Annotated in this window: 15 protein-coding genes and 1 tRNA gene; 11 read left to right on the top strand and 5 right to left on the bottom strand. The window is 63.3% G+C overall.

Annotated elements, in window-relative coordinates; all coding sequences use genetic code 11:
* A partial coding sequence (locus Q0R16_RS15590; protein ID WP_295638101.1) for a TonB-dependent receptor plug domain-containing protein occupies window positions 1–1213 on the bottom strand: 1213 nt, incomplete at its 3' end.
* Between the two features lie 263 nt (window positions 1214–1476).
* On the opposite strand from Q0R16_RS15590, the gene Q0R16_RS15585 reads away from it, so the two are divergent.
* The gene (locus tag Q0R16_RS15585; RefSeq protein WP_295638098.1) at window positions 1477–2901 is read left to right on the top strand and encodes a family 1 glycosylhydrolase; all 1425 of its coding nucleotides are present in this window, start codon (window positions 1477–1479) and stop codon (window positions 2899–2901) included.
* A gap of 4 nt (window positions 2902–2905) precedes the next feature.
* On the opposite strand, the gene chrA is transcribed toward Q0R16_RS15585, so the two are convergent.
* The 3 genes from chrA to rnd form a co-directional block, all read right to left on the bottom strand.
* Entirely contained in the window at window positions 2906–4303 is a 1398-nt protein-coding gene (gene chrA / locus Q0R16_RS15580) for a chromate efflux transporter (RefSeq protein ID WP_295638095.1), read from the bottom strand.
* A 101-nt stretch (window positions 4304–4404) separates the two neighbouring features.
* Window positions 4405–5301 carry a hydrogen peroxide-inducible genes activator gene (locus Q0R16_RS15575; protein ID WP_295638092.1) on the bottom strand — a complete coding sequence of 299 codons (897 nt, stop codon included), beginning with the start codon at window positions 5299–5301 and terminating at the stop codon, window positions 4405–4407.
* A gap of 13 nt (window positions 5302–5314) precedes the next feature.
* Entirely contained in the window at window positions 5315–6604 is a 1290-nt protein-coding gene (rnd, locus tag Q0R16_RS15570) for a ribonuclease D (RefSeq protein WP_295638089.1), read from the bottom strand.
* A gap of 151 nt (window positions 6605–6755) precedes the next feature.
* On the opposite strand from rnd, the gene aspS reads away from it, so the two are divergent.
* From aspS to Q0R16_RS15525, 9 genes are all read left to right on the top strand, one after another.
* Window positions 6756–8537 carry an aspartate--tRNA ligase gene (aspS, locus tag Q0R16_RS15565; RefSeq protein ID WP_295638106.1) on the top strand — a complete coding sequence of 594 codons (1782 nt, stop codon included), beginning with the start codon at window positions 6756–6758 and terminating at the stop codon, window positions 8535–8537.
* A 357-nt stretch (window positions 8538–8894) separates the two neighbouring features.
* Window positions 8895–9779: a hypothetical protein gene (locus Q0R16_RS15560; protein ID WP_295638086.1), complete on the top strand. Its 885-nt coding sequence runs from the start codon at window positions 8895–8897 to the stop codon at window positions 9777–9779.
* Entirely contained in the window at window positions 9779–10843 is a 1065-nt protein-coding gene (locus Q0R16_RS15555; RefSeq protein ID WP_295638083.1) for a PAAR domain-containing protein, read from the top strand. The genes Q0R16_RS15560 and Q0R16_RS15555 overlap by 1 nt, the downstream gene beginning before the upstream one ends.
* Before the next feature lie 122 nt (window positions 10844–10965).
* Window positions 10966–11202, top strand: a complete 237-nt coding sequence (locus Q0R16_RS15550; RefSeq protein WP_295638080.1) for an acyl carrier protein — start codon at window positions 10966–10968, stop codon at window positions 11200–11202.
* 216 nt (window positions 11203–11418) lie between these two features.
* On the top strand, window positions 11419–12675 hold the full coding sequence (gene fabF, locus Q0R16_RS15545; protein WP_295638077.1) for a beta-ketoacyl-ACP synthase II: 1257 nt from the start codon (window positions 11419–11421) through the stop codon (window positions 12673–12675).
* Between the two features lie 28 nt (window positions 12676–12703).
* The gene (gene mltG, locus Q0R16_RS15540; RefSeq protein ID WP_295638074.1) at window positions 12704–13681 is read left to right on the top strand and encodes an endolytic transglycosylase MltG; all 978 of its coding nucleotides are present in this window, start codon (window positions 12704–12706) and stop codon (window positions 13679–13681) included.
* A gap of 199 nt (window positions 13682–13880) precedes the next feature.
* Entirely contained in the window at window positions 13881–14414 is a 534-nt protein-coding gene (locus tag Q0R16_RS15535) for a peroxiredoxin (protein WP_295638071.1), read from the top strand.
* Between the two features lie 2 nt (window positions 14415–14416).
* Window positions 14417–14968: a 2'-5' RNA ligase family protein gene (locus tag Q0R16_RS15530; protein ID WP_295638068.1), complete on the top strand. Its 552-nt coding sequence runs from the start codon at window positions 14417–14419 to the stop codon at window positions 14966–14968.
* Window positions 14969–15074: 106 nt separating this feature from the next.
* Window positions 15075–15151, top strand: a tRNA-Met gene (locus Q0R16_RS15525).
* 21 nt (window positions 15152–15172) lie between these two features.
* On the opposite strand, the gene Q0R16_RS15520 is transcribed toward Q0R16_RS15525, so the two are convergent.
* Window positions 15173–15610, bottom strand: coding sequence for a hypothetical protein (locus Q0R16_RS15520; RefSeq protein ID WP_295638065.1), 438 nt, complete (start codon window positions 15608–15610; stop codon window positions 15173–15175).
* On the opposite strand from Q0R16_RS15520, the gene secA reads away from it, so the two are divergent.
* On the top strand, window positions 15609–18383 hold the full coding sequence (gene secA, locus Q0R16_RS15515) for a preprotein translocase subunit SecA (protein ID WP_295638062.1): 2775 nt from the start codon (window positions 15609–15611) through the stop codon (window positions 18381–18383). The two genes, Q0R16_RS15520 and secA, sit on opposite strands and share 2 nt — an antisense overlap.
* Window positions 18384–18567: the final 184 nt, after the last annotated feature.

Below are 18567 nucleotides of genomic sequence, written 5' to 3'. Positions count from 1 at the left end.
TGCCGGTATTGACGCCGCCCACGAAATTGCCCGTCGTCGGCGTGGACAAGTTGAACAGGCCCAGCGGGTTGCCCGACGAAACCGGGATTTGAAACGACGGCACGCCCGAACCGTTGTCGAACTGGCTTTGCGTCATTTCGCGATACGCGGTGATCGACCGGAAGGTCAGGTCAGGAAGCGCCTTGTATTCGAGCCCGAGCCGATAGCCGGTGGTCTTGCCCACGCTCGGCTGCTGCGGCAGGCCGACCAGCGCGGTATCGACGCGGTTCGGCTGCAAAGGGTTGATCGCGGCCAACACGTTCGGAATGCCGGCAGCGGCGAACTTGGTGTAAGCAGCTAGAGCCGGATTGGTCGAAGCCGGGTTGGTCGCGGTCGCAAGCAGACCGACACCTGGCGAGATGAACTGCTGGTAGAGCGTGCTGGTCGCATCGTAGGACTTGTCGAACGACAGGTCGGCCGAGAAATCCGGAGCCGGTTTCCACAGCGCTTCGACGTGAAGCCCGCGCTTGTCGAACGCGTTGTAGTCCGACGCGCCGGGCAGAGGGTTCTTCACGAAGCCTTCGCGCGTGGTCAGGATACCGTCGACCTTGACGCTGATGTTGGCGAATTCCGGCAGGTCGACGTGGACCTCGCCCTTTTGGCTGTTGTAGTTGCCATAGCCTACGATGGCATTCAGCTTGAACCGGCCGCTGGGCTTCTTGGTGACGATGTTGACCGCGCCACCTTCGGTATTCCGCCCAAACAGCGTGCCTTGCGGGCCCTTGAGGACTTCGATGTTCTCGATATCGTAAAGCGCCGAGCCGAGGCCCTGTGCGCGGCCCTGATAGACACCATCGATATAGACACCGACGCCTTGGTCACGCGCCGGCTGGTTCGAATCGGACAGCACGCCCACACCGCGGATGTTGACGATCAGCGCGCCGGGACGCGAGAAAAACGGCGCGACCTTGAGCGAGGGCACCGCGCCATCGCCCAGATCGAGCAGCGACTGGACGTGGCGGTTGGCCAGGTCATCGCCTTTGAGCACCGAGATCGCGATCGGGGTCGACTGGAGGTTTTCGCTGCGCTTCTGCGCGGTGACGATGATCTCGCCGAGCGGGGCGTTCGCCGCGTCATCTGCCGGGGCGGCATCTGCGGCGGCTGGGGCCGGTTCGGATGCGGCCAGCGCCATTCCGGGCGTGCCGAAGCACACCGCAAGGGCGCAGGAATTCAACAGAATGCTCTTGGACAAACGCAACATGGTAACCCCCCGATGTGGACAATCGTTTGCGATTGCCCGCCGTCATGCGGGGTGGCCTCTATGCAATCGTTGTTGCGTGGGGGTGACCGGAGCGTTGCGGGATCAATACAATGCGTCAGGTCTGTGCAGACTTTAAGACCGCGTGCTTCCACGGCCCGCAGCAATCTGTAGTTGGCCGCTTGCACGCGTAGGCAATCGATCGCAGGTTACGCGGCATAACACTTCGGGAGGATGAGATGGCCGGGCACGAAAGGGGCGATTCGCCCTCGTTCAGCGCAATCGTGACGCGGCGCCAGGCGCTGGGTGGAGCGGTTGCGGGCGCACTGGCCGTTTCAGGGCCGGCCGGCGCGGCACCCGCGCCACGCGATCGATTCGTGATCGGCGTGGCTGCCGCTGCAGCGCAGACCGAAAGCCGAAACGGGCGCGGGCGCAGCAACTGGGACGTGTTTGCCGATACCCCCGGCAAAATCCATGACGGATCCACCAATGCGCGCTGCACCGAATTCGACACGCGCTACGCGACCGACCTCGACCGGCTCAAGGCGGCGGGCGTCAAGGCCTTCCGCATGTCGACCGCCTGGCCGCGCATCCAGCCTGACGGCCCAGGCGCGCCCAACCAGGCCGGGCTGGATCTCTACGCGCGGATCATCGATGCCATGCTCGAACGCGGGATCGACCCGTGGGTTACGCTGTTCCACTGGGATACGCCGGTGTGGGCCGGCAATTTCCTGAGCCGTGATATCGCCGGGCGGCTGGCCGATTACGCCGGGATCGTCACCAAGCACTTGGGCGACAGGGTAAAGAACTGGATCACCTTCAACGAGCCAGGATCGGTGGCCTTGCTGGGCTATGGTTCGGGCGAGCACGCGCCGGGGTTCAAGTCGCCGCTGGCGCTGGTTTCGGCGATCCATCACCAGAACCTGTCGATCGGGCTGATGGCTAAGGCGGCGCGGGCGCACCTGCCTTCGACGGCGCGGTTGGGCACCACGCATATCGCGATCCCCGTGCGGCCCGAAACACCGGGCAAGCCCGATGATGTCGCGGCGGCGGCGCGGATGCATGCGATCGCCAATACCGCGTTCCTCGATCCGCTTTTCGGCAAGGGTTATCCCGACAGCTTTGCGCCGCTGGTGGCGCCGCTGGTCAAGCCTGGCGATCTCGATACGATCGCCACGAAGTTCGATTTTCTGGGGGTCAATTACTACGCCCGGCTTTACGTGCGCGGGGTGCCGGGGCCGGTGGGGTTCGAGGTTGCCGAAGCACCCAAAGTCCTGCCGCGTACGGCGATGCAACCGGTCGAGCCCGATGGCCTGACCGAGGCGCTGGTCTGGGCGTCAGAACGCTACGGACCGATGCCGATCTACGTGACCGAAACCGGCTTTGCGCTGCGGGGCGAAACTACGTGGGACAGTGGTTTGAAAGATCAGCAGCGGCTGACATGGCTGGACCAATACCTCGGCGCTGCGGCCAGGGCGCGCGCGCAAGGTGTGGATTTACGGGGATTGTTCTACTGGTCGGCGACCGATAACTGGGAGTGGGCGCAAGGCTTTGCCAAGCGCTTCGGGCTGATCGCGGTCGATCCTGCCACGCAGGCCCGCGCCAACAAGCGCAGCCTTGCCCGCTATGCCGCGTTGGTGCGCAAGCATTTCCCCGACGTGTGACTGATCAGCCAGCCACGCCGGTGAAGTAAAGCACCACCCCCGCCGCCGAAGCGGCGCCGAGCACCGTGAAGATGCCCATCTTGAAGCGGAACATCGCCACGATTGCCGCAGCCGCGACCAGCAGAGCCCACGGATCGACACTGGCTGGCTGCGGCATGTCGAACCGGATCGGACCGAACGACACCGCGCGCACCTGCCGAAAAATGGTATGAATCGCAAACCACACCGCCAGGTTCAGCACCACGCCGACGACGGCCGCGGTGATCGCCGATAGAGCTCCGCCCAGTGCGCGATTGCCGCGCATCCGCTCGATGAACGGCGCGCCGAGGAATATCCACAGGAAGCACGGGACGAACGTTACCCACGTCGCCAGCAACCCGCCGAGCGTTCCCGCCAGCAAAGGAGAGAGCGCGCCCGGATGCCGGTACGCGCCCATGAAGCCGACGAATTGCAACACCATGATCAGCGGCCCGGGGGTGGTTTCGGCCATGCCCAGCCCGTCGAGCATCTCTTGCGGGCTCAGCCAGTGATAGCCCGAGACCGCCTGCTGTGCGACATAAGCCAGCACCGCGTAAGCGCCGCCGAAGGTCACCACCGCCATCGTCGCGAAGAACGTCGCGATCTGGCTGAACACGTTGTGCGGGCCGAGCAGGATCACCAGCGCGGCAACCGGCGTGAGCCACAGCACCAGCCATGCCATGGCCTGCCGCAGCGATTGACCGATCGTGGGGCTGGCGTGTGCGGGCAGTTCCTCGCCAAGCAACGAATCGGCGTCCATCACCGTGCCTTTGCTTGCCCCATGGCCGCTGCCCGCCTGAAACGCGGGAACGCCTGCGCGCCCGCCGATAAAGCCGATCATCGCGGCGCCGAGGACGATCAGCGGGAACGGCACGCCCACGAAGAAGATCAGCACGAAAGCCGCAGCCGCCAGCCCGCGCATCACGCCGTTGCGCAGTGAGCGGCTGCCGATCCGCACCACCGCTTGCAGCACCACCGCCAGCACCGCGCATTTCAGCCCGAAGAACAAACCGGCGACCACCCCGACATGGCCGTACAGCGCATAGATCCAGCTTAGCGCCATGATAGCAATCGCGCCGGGCAGCACGAACAGCCCGCCCGCCACGATGCCACCGCGCGTGCGGTGCATCAGCCAGCCGATGTAAGTCGCCAGTTGCTGCGCCTCGGGGCCGGGCAGCAGCATGCAATAGTTGAGCGCGTGGAGAAACCGCTGCTCGCCGATCCAGCGTTTCTCGTCGACGAGGATGCGATGCATCACGGCGATCTGCCCGGCCGGCCCTCCGAACGACAGCGCAGCAATCCGTAGCCAGACCCAGAACGCTTGACGCAAGGACACGGGAGAGGGCGGGGGCAACGGGGAATCAGTAATTTGATCGTCAGGCATGCGGCGTCCTTCTGCAAAGCAGGACGCGATTCTTGGGCAATTGCCTGATGGGGAGATCGCGGTCCCCGTTGCGCTCTATAACCCAGGCCCGGTGCGCGCTGTCAACCCGCGCGCAATTCGCCCGCCAGCAGTTTGAACTCATCTCTGCGCGGGCTGTTCTTGCGCCATACCAGCGTGATTTCGCGGAAGGCGTGGTTGGCCTTGAGCGGCCGCGCCACGATCTGCGTCTGGTTGAGGATGCCGGCGTCGATCGCCATGGCGGGCAGCAAGGTCAGGCCCAGCCCGTTGTCGACCATCTGCACCAGCGTGTGCAGGGACGTGCCGATCATCGTTGCGCTGGCGCGCAATTCGGGGCGGTTGCACGCGGCGAGCGCGTGGTCCTTGAGGCAGTGCCCGTCCTCCAGCAGCAACAGCCGGTTCTCGTCGATGCTGGCCGGATCGATCGTGGCGGGCGGGTCGCGCGGATCGTCGAGCGGGAAGGCCACGAACAGCGCGTCGTCGAACAGGTGCTCCATCTCGACTTCGCCGGTCGGGAACGGCAGCGCCAGAAGCACGCAATCGGCGCGGCCGTGGTGGAGCGATTCGATTGCCGCCGCGCTCGGCTCCTCGCGCAGGAACAGTTTGAGCGCGGGGCGTTCGCGGCGCAGCCGGGGGAGGATACGCGGCAGCAGGAACGGCGCGATCGTGGGGATCACGCTCATCCGCAATTCACCCGACAGCGGCTGGCCTTGCGATTGAACCAGTTCGGACAATTCCTCGGCCTCGCGCAGCAGCCGATGCGCCTTGGCGACAACCTGGTTGCCGAGCGGGGTGAACCGCACCACGCGCCGCGTGCGTTCGACCAGCGTGACGCCCAGCAACGATTCCAGTTCGCGCAGGCCTGCCGACAGCGTTGACTGCGACACGAAGCACGAATCCGCCGCGCGCCCGAAATGCCCGTGTTCGTGAAGCGCAGCCAGGTATTGCAACTGCTTGAGCGTGGGGAGATATGTGCTCATGCGCCTGGCTGGCCTAGTCCTCGTCGTCGTTTGCGGCGCTGACAGGCTCGGCGATCACCAGCGGTTCGTCATCGTCGTCGATCGTGGTCGCTGATGCATTGTCGATATGCGCGATCGCTTCGTCCTTGGCGCCGATATCGTCGATATGCGCCATCTTGAGCTTGCCATTGACCACTGCGAACGCCAGCCGGCCCTCGACCAGATCGAGCGCATCGCGACCGAATACATCCATCCGCCAGCCTTCGAGGATGGCCACACCCTTGCGCTGCCCGGCGGCAAGCGCCTCGAGATCGTCGCTCCGAGCGAGAAGCCTGGCGGCAATGTCGATCTCGCGAGCCCGGATCTTGAGCAGCAGCTTCAGCAAATCGGCCACCAAGGCGCCTTCCTTGCCCAGCGGTGCGCCGCGCGGTGCCCGCGGCGGCATTTCGTCCTCGGTCATCGGCCTGGCGTTGGCCAGCACGCCCATCAGGCGGCGGCCGATATCGTTGTCCTTCCAGCCGGTGGACAGCCCGCGCACCTTGGCGAGTTCGGACTGGTCCTTGGGCGGGTGCCCGGCGATGTCGGCGATGGTTTCGTCGCGCATCATCCGGCCACGCGGGATGTTCTTGTCCATCGCCTCGCGTTCGCGCCACGCAGCAATGGCCTTCAACCGGCCCAGCACCGCCGGATTGCGGCTGGGCGCCTTGATCCGCAGCCACGCCTTGTCGACGTCGGAGCGATAGTTTTCCGGATCGGCCAGCCGCTCCATCTCGATATCCAGCCACGCACCGCGACCGGTCTTGCGCAGCTTGCGCAGCAGCTTGGGGAAGATCTTCGACAAGTGCGTGACGTCGCCGATCGCATATTCGATCTGGCGCTCGGTCAGCGGGCGGCGGCTCCAGTCGGTGAAGCGGGCGCCCTTGTCGACCGGGATGCCCAGCCACGATTCGACCAGGTTGGAATAGCCGATCTGTTCGGCCTGGCTGACCGCCATCATCGCAATCTGCGTGTCGAAAATCGGGTGCGGGGTCTTGCCCGTGAGGTTGTAGATGATTTCGACATCCTGCCCGCCGGCGTGGAACACCTTGAGCACGTCTTCATTGTTGACCATCAGATCCCACAGCGGGGTCATGTCGATGCCCTGCGCCAGCGGATCGATCGCCGCGGCTTCGGTTTCATCGGCTATCTGGATCAGGCACAATTCGGGCCAGAACGTGTTCTCGCGCATGAACTCGGTGTCGACCGTGACGAACGGGGCTTTGGCAAGCCTTTCGCAGAGTTCGGTGAGGGCTTGCGTGGTCGTGATCAGCGGATGGATCTTCATAGGCCACCGCTGTTAGCGCAACGCGAGGGTTTTTCCAGTGGGCGACCGCGATTTGCCTGCGTCTTGCACAGTTGCGCGCTGCCGATCCTCACTCGGCCAGTCCCCAGCCCGCTTGACAAACCACAAACCTTGGCCTGTTAGCCGCGCCATGATGCACCCCTATCGCACACACACCTGCGGCCAGCTGCGCGCCAGCGACGTCGGCTCGATCGTCCGCCTTTCCGGCTGGGTCCACCGCAAGCGCGACCACGGCGGGCTGCTGTTCGTCGACTTGCGCGACCATTACGGCCTCACGCAGATCGTCGCGGATACGGACAGCCCGGCGTTCAGCACGCTCGAACGGCTGCGCGTCGAAAGCGTGGTCACGCTGACCGGCAAGGTCGTCGCGCGCACCGCTGATACGGTCAACGCCAACCTGCCGACCGGCGGGATCGAAATGTGGGTGCAGGACGCCGAAGTGCGCTCGGCCGCCGAGGAACTACCGATGCCGGTAGCCGGCGAGCAGGAATATCCCGAGGATATCCGCTTGCGCTATCGCTTCCTCGATCTGCGACGCGAGAAGCTCCATGCCAACATGATGCTGCGCAGCGCGGTCATTTCCTCGTTGCGCCAGCGCATGGTCGGACAAGGGTTCACCGAGTTCCAGACTCCGATCCTGACGGCCTCCAGTCCCGAAGGCGCACGCGATTACCTGGTGCCGAGCCGGGTCCATCCGGGCAAGTTCTATGCGCTGCCGCAGGCGCCGCAGATGTTCAAGCAGTTGCTGATGGTGGCCGGGTTCGATCGCTATTTCCAGATCGCACCGTGCTTCCGCGATGAGGACGCGCGTGCCGACCGTTCGCCGGGCGAATTCTACCAGCTCGATTTCGAGATGAGCTTCGTTACGCAGGACGACGTGTTCAACGCCATCGAGCCCGTTTTGGCGGGCGTATTCGAGGAATTCGCGCGCGGCAAGACGGTGACGCCATCGGGCAGCTTCCCGCGCATTCCCTATGCCACTTCGATGCTGAAATACGGTTCGGACAAGCCCGATCTGCGCAACCCGATCGAGATTTCGGACGTGACCGAGCACTTCAAGGGCTCCGGCTTCGGATTGTTCGACCGTATCGCCAGCGAAGGCGGCGTGGTCCGCGCGATCCCGGCGCCGTGCGCGGGCAAGAACAGCCGCAAGTTCTTCGACGACATGAACGAATGGGCGCGCGCCGAGGGCCATGCGGGCCTGGGTTACATCAACATCAAGGAAGGCGTCCCCGCCGGACCGATCGCCAAGAACCACGGCCCTGAAGCGACAGCCAAGCTGGTCGAGGCGCTCGGTCTTGGACCCGACGATGGCGTATTTTTCGCGGCAGGCAAGCTGACGCAAGCCGTCAAGCTGGCGGGCGCGGCGCGTACGCGGGCGGGCGAACAGCTCGGACTGATCGAGCAGGGCGCGTTCAAGCTGTGCTGGATCGTCGATTTCCCGATGTTCGAATACGACGAGGACGCGAAAAAGGTCGATTTCAGCCACAACCCGTTCTCGATGCCGCAGGGCGAGATGGAAGCGCTGGAAACGATGGACCCGCTGACCATCCTGGCGTGGCAGTACGACATCGTCTGCAACGGCGTGGAATTGTCGTCGGGTGCGATCCGGAACCACCGGCCCGAAATCATGTACAAGGCGTTTGAGATCGCCGGCTACAGCAAGGACATGGTCGACACCGAATTTGCCGGCATGATCAATGCCTTCAAGTTCGGCGCGCCGCCGCACGGCGGTTCGGCGCCGGGGGTCGACCGCATCGTGATGCTGCTCGCCGATGAACCCAACATCCGCGAGGTCGTGGTCTTCCCGATGAACCAGAAGGCCGAAGACCTGATGATGGGCGCTCCTGGCCCCGTCACCGCCAAGCAGTTGCGCGAACTCAACATCCGCGTGGTCGAGTCGAGCAAGGGATGAAATAATCGCCTGCAGGGGCCGGCTGCGAGTGGTCCAAGGCCATTTCGCTGCGCGAGATAACGCATGACTTGTGCTCGGATGCTTGTTAATTTCAGCCGCGGCCGAAATTGCTCTTGCGTTCGGGGATGATCTTACGTGTACTTCCGAGGTGTATTCCGCCGTTGGAGTGACGGAGCAATCATTCGAACGGTAACTGCGCTATTGATCGGAGGCGCAATGGTTGCCGGGTGCAGCGTGTCGCGAGAGCAGGGCAAGGGCAGTGCGGTCATGCAGTTCGATGTTGCCGATGGCGAGGGCGCAGTTTCGGAATTCGCATGGAGCCCGGACGGGCGAAAAATTGCGGTTCATTCTCAAGCTTTGCGACGAGTCGCCATTTTCGATGCGGCTAGTGGTCAAATCGTCGCACGGCTTGGCAATCTGGCGGGCGGAGTCGAAAACGTCGCATGGGATGCCCAAGGAAGGGTGATTTGCGCTCCGCTCGATGCGGGCGACGCGGTCACGATCTGGGACAGCGTGCACAACACTGTCAGTCACTTGCCGGGCGCAAACGGGGCTGCGGCCGGGACCGCAATGAACATGCTGGTCCGCTTTTGGGTGGATCGCGCGAGCAATCGCCTCATCGGGGCGCACCAGATGCCGGCGCAAGCCGGGGGTGGATCGGCATTGTCGGTCTATGACCTCGGGGCCAGGCTTCTCCTGCGCGGCAAAATCCCAGGCAGTTCGATCGGCGCTATCGTCTCTGGCGGGGCTAATGTCGCGGTAGTGGGCCAGGATTCGCAAGTGCGATTGATTTGCCTGGAAAGCGGGCAAGTGGTGCGGACGCTTCCTACCCGGGTCGTCGGCTTCGGGATGGTAGCATTCAGTCCCGACGGGTCTGTGCTGGCCACCACCGGTGATCCGCCATACGTTCCCGGCAAGGTTGAACCGATGAACAACATGCTGTCGTTGTGGGACACTCGGAGCGGCACACTGCTTGGCCAAATTCGAGCCGGGTCGGGTGAAATCCGTTCGCTCGACTTCTCGCCCGATCCGTCAAAGCCATGGGCCGTTTTGGGCGAGACCGGAGGCTCGATGGAAATTGTCGACTGGAAACGCGGCGGCACTTTGGTTGAGACCATTCCGGTTGGCGACAAGCAGATTGTGGTGGCGCGGTTTTCGCCGGACGGGCGCACAGTTGGCGCGCTGCTGACTCGGCAGGCCAGGTTCCTGACCGTCCCGCTTGCTCCCGCGATACTGCACTGATGCCAAGCGAATACGAATATGGCCAGTTGGCACAAGCCGCTTATGGCGGACCCGAAGGAACGTCGGTTCCTTTGGGCATGGAGGCAAATTGGGAAATCCTGCGCGAGGCGGACGGGCGACCGGTTGAGATGCACTCGGAGACCAGCGGCTACTTCGGCCAGGCTTTCCGAAACAAGAATACCGGCGAAGTCGTCATCGCCAGTCGCGGAAGCAGGGCAATCGGATCGGATGGATCGATGGTTGATTGGGGCAAGACAGATTTGCTCGAAATCGGCGGAGGAAAGCTGGGATTGCGGAAGGGTCCCCCGGAATCGTTCAAGGATGCGGAAGCCTTTGCCAGACGGGTAAATGAAAATTTCAAACCGACAAAGTTGTCGTTCACCGGACATTCCAAAGGCGCTGCCGAAGCCGAATATTCCGCAGGTGTTCTCGACGAAGGGCGCGAGGCTGTCACCTTTGCGTCTCCCGGCGCAGCTTTTGCGCTCAATGAGGACCAGATCGCAAAAGCCAAACCGTTCGTGCGAAACCTTGCGCTGCCTGGCGACGTAGTGCCGGCGATCGGCAGGCAGGTCGGTAGCTCCGATACGCTGGGTCGCACTGCCGGTCTGGCTGCCCGGGATGTGGCCTTTAACGTGGTCTTGCCCCTGGCTGGCCTGTTGATTGCTCCGGGATTGGCATTGCTCGGGCTACTTGTCGGGGTGGGGCTCGATCTCAAATACATTCATCCCATGGAAAACTATCTGGCGGCCATGCGCGCAAGTCCGGCGTGCGGCGGCGGGCCGATGCAGGCTCGCATCACCGACATGCACACCTGCCCGATGGTCACCGGCCTTGTACCGCACGTCGGCGGGCCGATCGCCATAGGTTGCCCTACGGTGTTGGTAGGAGGGCAGATGGCGGCGCGAGTTGGTGATATGGCAACCTGCGTCGGGCCGCCAGACGCCATTGCCAAGGGATCGGCAACGGTAAGAATTGGCGGGATGGCGGCTGCGCGGCTAGGTGACATGACCGTGCACGGCGGTGTCATCACCGTCGGGTTTCCAACGGTGATGACTGGCGGATAAGGGCGGATGGGTGCCGTCTACGGCTGTCCGCACGCAATCACGCCGGGTCAAGGCTTGCCAGCGGCATATCCGTTCATTAGGGCGAAAGCCGAACCAACCGCTTTCCTTCGAAGGGGCATTTCATGAGCGATACCGCCGAGCGCGTTAAAAAGATCGTTGTCGAGCATCTGGGCGTAGAAGCCGACAAGGTCACCGAAGACGCAAGTTTCATCGACGATCTGGGCGCGGACTCGCTTGACATCGTCGAACTGGTCATGGCGTTCGAAGAAGAATTCGGCGTCGAGATCCCCGACGACGCGGCCGAGAAGATCTCGACTGTTTCGGACGCGATCACCTATATCGACGAGCATAAGGGCTGATCGGCAGGGAAGGCCTCGGCCTTCCCCCACACCCCGTTCGCCCTGAGCTTGTCGAAGGGCAGCCCTAACCATATCTGCCCGCAACCGGCAGCAGGATAGGGCTTCAACAGGCTCAGCCCGCGCGGGTTGGGCCTGTTTGGGTTTTTGAGAACGGCCTGGTTGAATTGGCGAGAACGGTATGAATCGGGCACCGGAAAAGCTCGAACGGAGAATTGCATGCGTCGTGTCGTTGTAACCGGACTTGGCATGGTCACCCCGCTGGGGGCCGATGTCGAAACCGCCTGGGCCAATATTCTCGCCAGCAAATCGGGTGCGGGCACGATCACCCGGTTCGATGCGTTTGACCAAAAGTGTACGATCGCCTGCGAAATCAAGCCGGCCGACCATGCCTATGGCTTCGATCCCAACAAGCGCGTGGATCACAAGGTCCAGCGCCAGGTCGATCCGTTCATCATCTACGGCATCGACGCCGCGGGCCAGGCGTTGGAAGACGCTGGCCTGACCGAAATGGACGAGGCAACCCGGCTGCGCGCCGGCTGTTCGATCGGTTCGGGCATTGGCGGCTTGCCGGGGATCGAAAGCGAATCGCTGGTGCTGGCCTCAAAAGGCCCGAGCCGAGTCAGCCCACACTTCGTCCACGGCCGGCTGATCAACCTGATTTCGGGCCAGGTCTCGATCAAGTATGGCTTGATGGGTCCGAACCACGCGGTCGTCACCGCTTGCTCGACCGGCGCGCACTCGATCGGTGACGCCGCGCGGATGATCCGCGACGACGATGCCGATATCATGCTGGCGGGCGGCGCCGAAGGCACCATCTGTCCAATCGGCATCGCCGGCTTCGCTCAGGCGCGCGCGCTCAATTGCAGCTTCAACGATCGGCCCGAGCAGGCCAGCCGCCCCTATGACCGCGACCGCGATGGCTTCGTCATGGGCGAAGGCGCGGGCGTGGTCGTGCTCGAAGAATACGAACACGCCAAGGCGCGCGGCGCGAAAATCTACGCCGAAGTGGTCGGCTATGGCCTGTCGGGCGACGCCTATCACGTCACCGCCCCGCACCCCGATGGCTTCGGCGCGTTCCGCTCGATGGAAATGGCGCTGAAAAAGGCCGGCATGGCCCCAGCCGACATCGACTACATCAACGCTCACGGTACCTCGACCATGGCCGATACGATCGAACTCGGTGCGGTGCGGCGGCTGTTCGGCAACGAAATCGGCAATGTCTCGATGAGCAGCACCAAATCCGCCATCGGACACCTGCTCGGCGGCGCGGGCGCGGTCGAGACGATCTTCTGCATCCTGTCGATCCGCGACCAGATAGTGCCCCCCACGCTCAACCTCGATAATCCCGCCGAGGGCTGCGAGGGCGTCGACCTGGTGCCGCACGTGGCGAAAAAACGCCGCGTCCGCGCCGCGCTCAACAACAGCTTCGGGTTTGGCGGCACCAACGCCAGCGTGATCGTGAAGGAACTTTGATCCCGCAAGGGGCGGGGGGATCACGGACATGAAGCGCGGAAAACTGGGCCTGCTGGCGATTGTCTTGGCGGTAGTCGGGCTGATCGGCGGCGGCAGTGTGCTGCGCGGATGGTACGGCGCCGGCCCGCTGGCAAAGCCCACCGCATTCATCGTGCCCGATGGCTCGACGCTCGGCAGCCTCGCGCTCAAGCTCCAGAAGGACGGTGCGATCCGTTCGGCCTTGGCGTTCAAGCTCCACGCCAGGCTGCTCGGCGGTAGCGCCGATGACATCAAGGCCGGCGAATTCGAACTGCCGGCGCACGCCAGCGAATCGCAGATTTTGGCGCTGCTGGCCGAGGGCGAGACGCTCAACCGCTTCGTCATGATCCCCGAAGGCATGCCCTCGATCATGGTCTACGATCGGCTGATGGCACGCCCGTTGCTGACTGGGCCGGTCGCCGTGCCGAAGGAAGGCAGCGTGCTGCCCGACAGCTACGCCTTCGCACGCGGTGAGCAACGCGCTGCCGTGGTTGCGCGGATGCAGGCCGCCATGGCGCGCGTGGTCAAGCAAGCTTGGGCCGGCCGCTCGCCCGACACCGTGGCCAAAACGCCCGAGGAAGCGGTGGTCCTGGCCTCGATCGTCGAGAAGGAAACCGCCAAGCCCTCCGAACGCCCGATGGTCGCCGCGCTTTATTCCAACCGGTTGCGCAAAGGGATGCTGCTCCAGGCAGACCCGACGATCATCTACCCGATCACCAGAGGCAAGCCGCTCGGCCGCCGCATCCGCCAGTCTGAAATCCAGGCGGTCAACGATTACAATACGTACGCGATGGTCGGCCTGCCCAGAGGCCCGATTACGAACCCCAGCAAAGCTTCGATCGAAGCCGTGCTCCATCCGGCGAAAACCACCGCGCTCTACATGGTGGCGGACGGCACCGGCGGCCACCAGTTTGCCGAAACGCTGGAGCAGCACAACGCCAACGTGGCCAAGTGGTTTGCGCTGAGACGGGCCAAAGGCGAATTGTAGGCGCCGGGATCGGCGGTTGGGACCGCGAGGATATCTCGGCAATTAGCGGCCGCACCCGCATTGGATCGACTTTTCCGATCAATGTTACCAGTTCAATGCGTTGGATCAATCAATCGAATCCGGGCAAAGCGGCATCGCACCCGGTGCATCCCGCACCGGGCCCCTGATTTCGCTTCCCCTCCACCAAAGGACCATACCGATGACCGACCGCACCATCCCCGACGTTACGCTCAAGACCCGCGTCCGCGACGAAACCGTCGAGGGGCCGAACCCGTTCCGCTGGCAGGACCTCAAGGTCCGCGATGAATTCTCCGGCAAGAAGGTCATCGTGTTCTCGCTGCCCGGCGCTTACACCCCGACGTGCTCGAGCTTCCAGCTCCCGGGCTTCGAGAAGCTCTACAGTGAATTTCAGGCTGCCGGCGTCGATGCGATCTACTGCATCTCGGTCAACGATGCCTTCGTCATGTACAACTGGGGCAAGGCACAAGGCGTGGAGAACGTGAAGCTGCTGCCCGACGGCTCCGGCACGTTCACCCGCCACATGGGCATGCTGATCAACAAGGATCACGTTGGCTTCGGCATGCGCTCGTGGCGTTATGCGATGGTCGTAGAGGACAACGTGGTGACGCACTGGTTCGAAGAGCCGGGCATCAACGACGTCGGCTCGGACAGCGACCCCTACGGCGAAACCTCGCCCGAAAACGTGCTGGCTGCGCTGACCAAGGCCGGCTGATCATGCAAGGCGCCGACGGCACGCCCCTGATCGGGCGAGCGCCGCCGGCGCCTTTCATCGTGACCGCGGAATTGCCGGCCGATATCTTCGGCTGGGCAGATCGCTTGCGCCGCGCGCACTTTCCTGCCGAGCGCAATCACTTGTCCGCGCATGTGACGCTGTTTCACGCGCTGGCCCCCTCGCTGGCCGAGCAGATCAAGCGGGTGCTTGCAGGCGAGGCGGCCGCCCATGCTGCCATTGCGGCAAGACTGTCGGGCGTGATGGACCTGGGCAAAGGTACCGCGCTGGTGATCGAAAGCCCCGCCATGCTGGCCTTGCGCGACCGTGTTGCCGATCATTTCCACGGCGCGCTGTCGGCGCAGGACCAGCACCGGCCGCGGCTGCATGTCACGATCCAGAACAAGGTAACGGCCCAGGTCGCACGCACGTTGCAAAGCGAATTGGCGGCCACCTTCCAGCCGCGCGACTTTCGTTTCGTGGCGCTGGCCATGCACATCTATCGCGGCGGGCCGTGGGAAGCGGCTGGCCGCTGGTCTTTCCGGGGCCGCGGGTGAGCGGGCACAGGCAAGCCCGCGAAGACCTTTTCACCTGTTGACCCGCGCCGCGTGCCCGCCTAAAGGCCCCGCCTGTCTCGCGAAAGCCGCGCGGCATGCCCCCTGGGGCGGAGTAGCTCAGCTGGTTAGAGCAGCGGAATCATAATCCGCGTGTCGGGGGTTCGAGTCCCTCCTCCGCTACCAATCTTTCAGGTTTGCCCGTCATCAATGCCGTCCGGGGAACCGTTCGCGCTTGCGGTGCGTCTTTGCCCATGGACGAAGCGCGTCCGAGCCCCTATCTGAGCCCTCGATGCGATTTTTGCTCACTCTTCTGGCCCTCATCGCGGGTTTTGCCACTCCTGGCATGACCGTGGCAACGGCGCGCGCACAAGTCGCAGGCGCTGAACAGGTCGAATCTGCAAGTTCGGTCGCATCGGTCGTGGTCGCCATCCGGGCAGCAGCGCCGCGAACACGTGCGGCCGGCACAACATCACACACCGAAATCGTGGCACTTGCCGATTGCGCGGATGTCGTTGGATGCAGCATTGCGTTGAGCGACCGCCCGCTCGAATAGCGCCACCCGCGCCGCATTCGAACCATTTTGCCCGAGGGCTGGCTCGACCAGTCGGCCGGCTTAATACCAAAATCCAGGAAATAACCCATGCTCGGCAACCTAGCCAAGTCCGTGTTCGGCTCGTCGAACGACCGTTACGTCAAATCGCTCGACAAGATCGTCCGCCAGATCGCGGCGTTCGAACCCGCGCTCCAGGCGCTGAGCGACGATCAACTGGTGGCGCAAACCGCCAAGTTCCGGTCGCTGCTCGAAGACGGCAAGTCGCTCGACGACATCATGCCCGAAGCGTTCGCCACTTGCCGCGAAGCCTCGCGGCGCGTGTTGGGGATGCGGCATTTCGATGTGCAGATGGTTGGCGGGATCGTGCTCCACCGCGGTGAAATTGCCGAAATGCGCACGGGCGAGGGCAAGACGCTGGTGGCTACGTTGGCAGTTTACCTGAACGCGATCGAGGGCAAGGGCGTCCACGTCGTGACGGTCAACGATTACCTGGCCCGGCGCGACAGCGAATGGATGGGGCAGATCTACACGTTCCTTGGGCTGACCGTGGGCGTGGTCGTGCCCAACATGCCCGACGATGAACGCAAGGCGGCGTACCAGGCCGACATTACCTATGCGACCAACAACGAACTCGGCTTCGACTACTTGCGCGACAACATGAAGCATGAACGCGCGCAGATGGTGCAGCGGCCGTTCTCGTTCGCGATCGTCGACGAGGTCGACTCGATCCTGATCGATGAAGCGCGCACCCCGCTGATCATCTCGGGGCCGACCGACGACAAGTCCGACCTTTACATGTCAGTCGACGCGATCGTGAAGCAGATCGTGCCCGAAGATTACGACGCCGACGAAAAAACCAAGAACATCTCGCTCACCGAGGACGGCGTCGAGCGGATCGAACGGCTGCTCGAAGACGCCGGGCTGCTGGTCGGTTCGAACCTTTACGACATGGAAAACACCATGGTCGTGCACCACCTCGACCAGGCGCTGCGCGCCAACGTGATGTTCAAGCGCGATATCGACTACATCGTCAAGGACGGCAAAGTCGTGATCATCGACGAATTCACCGGCCGCATGATGGACGGCCGACGCTGGTCGAACGGGCTGCACCAGGCGGTTGAAGCCAAGGAAGCCGTCACGATCGAGCCCGAGAACCAGACGATGGCCTCGATCACCTTCCAGAACTATTTCCGCATGTACCCCAAGCTGGGAGGCATGACCGGTACGGCCGCGACCGAGGCCAAGGAATTTTACGACATCTACAAGATGAACGTGGTGACCATCCCGACCAACGTGCCGGTGCTGCGGGTCGACGAGGAAGACACTTTCTACAAAAGTATCGAGGACAAGTTCCAGGGGATCGCGCGCACGATCAAGGAACATCAGGAACGCGGTCAGCCGGCGCTGGTTGGCACGGTGTCGATCGAGAAGTCCGAGATGCTGTCCGAATTTCTCGACAAGGAGGGCGTCAAGCACAACGTGCTCAACGCGCGTTTCCACGAGATGGAGGCGCATATCATTGCGCAGGCCGGTCGGCTCGGCGCGGTGACGATCGCCACCAACATGGCCGGTCGCGGCACCGATATCCAGCTTGGCGGCAACCTCGAAGTGCGTCTGGCCGATGAACTGGCCGATGTGCCCGAAGGGCCGGAGCGCGATGCCGCGATCGAACGCATCCGCGCCGAAGTGGCCGAAGAAAAGCGCAAGGTTCTGGAATCCGGCGGGCTGTTCGTGCTTGCTACCGAACGCCACGAAAGCCGCCGCATCGACAACCAGCTCCGTGGCCGTTCGGGCCGGCAGGGCGATCCTGGGCTGTCGCGTTTCTATCTGTGCCTCGATGACGATCTGCTGCGCATCTTCGGGCCAGACACCCTGTTCGCGCGGATGATGCGCTCGAACCTGGAAGACGGCGAGGCGCTGCCACCATCGCGGTGGATGTCGAAAGCGATCGAAACCGCGCAAAAGAAGGTCGAAGCACGCAACTATGACGTGCGCAAACAGGTCGTCGAATACGACGATGTGATGAACGATCAGCGCAAAGTGATCTACGAGCAGCGTTCGGACATCATGGACGCCGACGCGGTTGACGAAGTGGTGCTCGACATGCGCCACGATACGATCAACTCTCTGGTCGGCGAGGCGTGTCCGCCGGGATCGTACCCCGAGCAGTGGAACGTCGCCACGCTGAAGGAGCGGCTCGGCGAAATTCTCGGGCTTGAAATCCCGATCGAAACTTGGCTCGATGAAGACGGCCTCGAACCCGAAACGGTCGAGGAGCGAGTGGTCGAAGCGGCCGACGCGAAGATGGCCGAGAAGGTCACAAGTTTCGACGAATCCGCATGGCGCGGGCTTGAAAAGTCGGTGCTGCTCGAACGGCTCGATCATCACTGGAAAGAGCATCTGGCCACGCTCGATGCGCTGCGCCAGGTCGTGTTTCTGCGTGCTTATGCACAGAAGACGCCGATCAACGAATACAAGCAGGAGGCGTTCGGGCTGTTCGAACGGATGCTCGAAGCGATCCGCGAGGACGTCACGCGCATCCTGATGACCAGCGAAATCCGCATGACCGGGCCCGAGGATTTCCAGTTGCCCGAACTGCCCGATTTCCTGACCAGCCACATCGATCCGCTGACGGGAGAGGACGATAGCGCCCAGGTTCCCGGCGCGCAGGCGATGCTGGGGTCGCTGGGGCAGGGCATGTTCGCCTCCGGCGCCGCTGGCGCGGCAGCGATGGCCGATGCAACGATGTCCGGTTCGTCTTCGGCAAACGATCCTTATGCGGGCAGCGGCATCAGCCGCAACGCGTCGTGCCCATGCGGATCGGGCCAGAAGTACAAGCATTGCCATGGCGTGGCTGATTGAACGGACACCTCCGGTCGAGACGGTCGGCGCCGAATCGCATTAATTGCGACGATGGTGCGGTTCATGGCGAGCCAGTTGCGTGCTTGCCGCGGCCGACACTGCCGCCGTGGCATCGGGGGTCCTTGCATTATAAACGATTGACGCGTGCATAACCGCTTAAATTGTCGGATTCATACAAGAACCT

Source organism: Novosphingobium sp. (genome assembly GCF_025351285.1).
Taxonomy (GTDB): domain Bacteria; phylum Pseudomonadota; class Alphaproteobacteria; order Sphingomonadales; family Sphingomonadaceae; genus Novosphingobium.
The sequence above is the reverse complement of the archived record's forward strand: the minus strand, read 5'-3'. Positions and strand labels throughout refer to the sequence as shown.

Bases quoted from the DNA above. Each gene is read 5' to 3' on its own strand.
- Q0R16_RS15575 (WP_295638092.1), bottom strand. From the start codon at position 5,301: ATGAGCACATATCTCCCCACGCTCAAGCAGTTGCAATACCTGGCTGCG.
- mltG (WP_295638074.1), top strand. From the start codon at position 12,704: ATGAAGCGCGGAAAACTGGGCCTGCTGGCGATTGTCTTGGCGGTAGTC.
- aspS (WP_295638106.1), top strand. From the start codon at position 6,756: ATGCACCCCTATCGCACACACACCTGCGGCCAGCTGCGCGCCAGCGAC.
- Q0R16_RS15530 (WP_295638068.1), top strand. From the start codon at position 14,417: ATGCAAGGCGCCGACGGCACGCCCCTGATCGGGCGAGCGCCGCCGGCG.
- secA (WP_295638062.1), top strand. From the start codon at position 15,609: ATGCTCGGCAACCTAGCCAAGTCCGTGTTCGGCTCGTCGAACGACCGT.
- Q0R16_RS15550 (WP_295638080.1), top strand. From the start codon at position 10,966: ATGAGCGATACCGCCGAGCGCGTTAAAAAGATCGTTGTCGAGCATCTG.
- Q0R16_RS15535 (WP_295638071.1), top strand. From the start codon at position 13,881: ATGACCGACCGCACCATCCCCGACGTTACGCTCAAGACCCGCGTCCGC.
- rnd (WP_295638089.1), bottom strand. From the start codon at position 6,604: ATGAAGATCCATCCGCTGATCACGACCACGCAAGCCCTCACCGAACTC.
- Q0R16_RS15520 (WP_295638065.1), bottom strand. From the start codon at position 15,610: ATGGGTTATTTCCTGGATTTTGGTATTAAGCCGGCCGACTGGTCGAGC.
- Q0R16_RS15555 (WP_295638083.1), top strand. From the start codon at position 9,779: ATGCCAAGCGAATACGAATATGGCCAGTTGGCACAAGCCGCTTATGGC.
- Q0R16_RS15585 (WP_295638098.1), top strand. From the start codon at position 1,477: ATGGCCGGGCACGAAAGGGGCGATTCGCCCTCGTTCAGCGCAATCGTG.
- fabF (WP_295638077.1), top strand. From the start codon at position 11,419: ATGCGTCGTGTCGTTGTAACCGGACTTGGCATGGTCACCCCGCTGGGG.
- chrA (WP_295638095.1), bottom strand. From the start codon at position 4,303: ATGCCTGACGATCAAATTACTGATTCCCCGTTGCCCCCGCCCTCTCCC.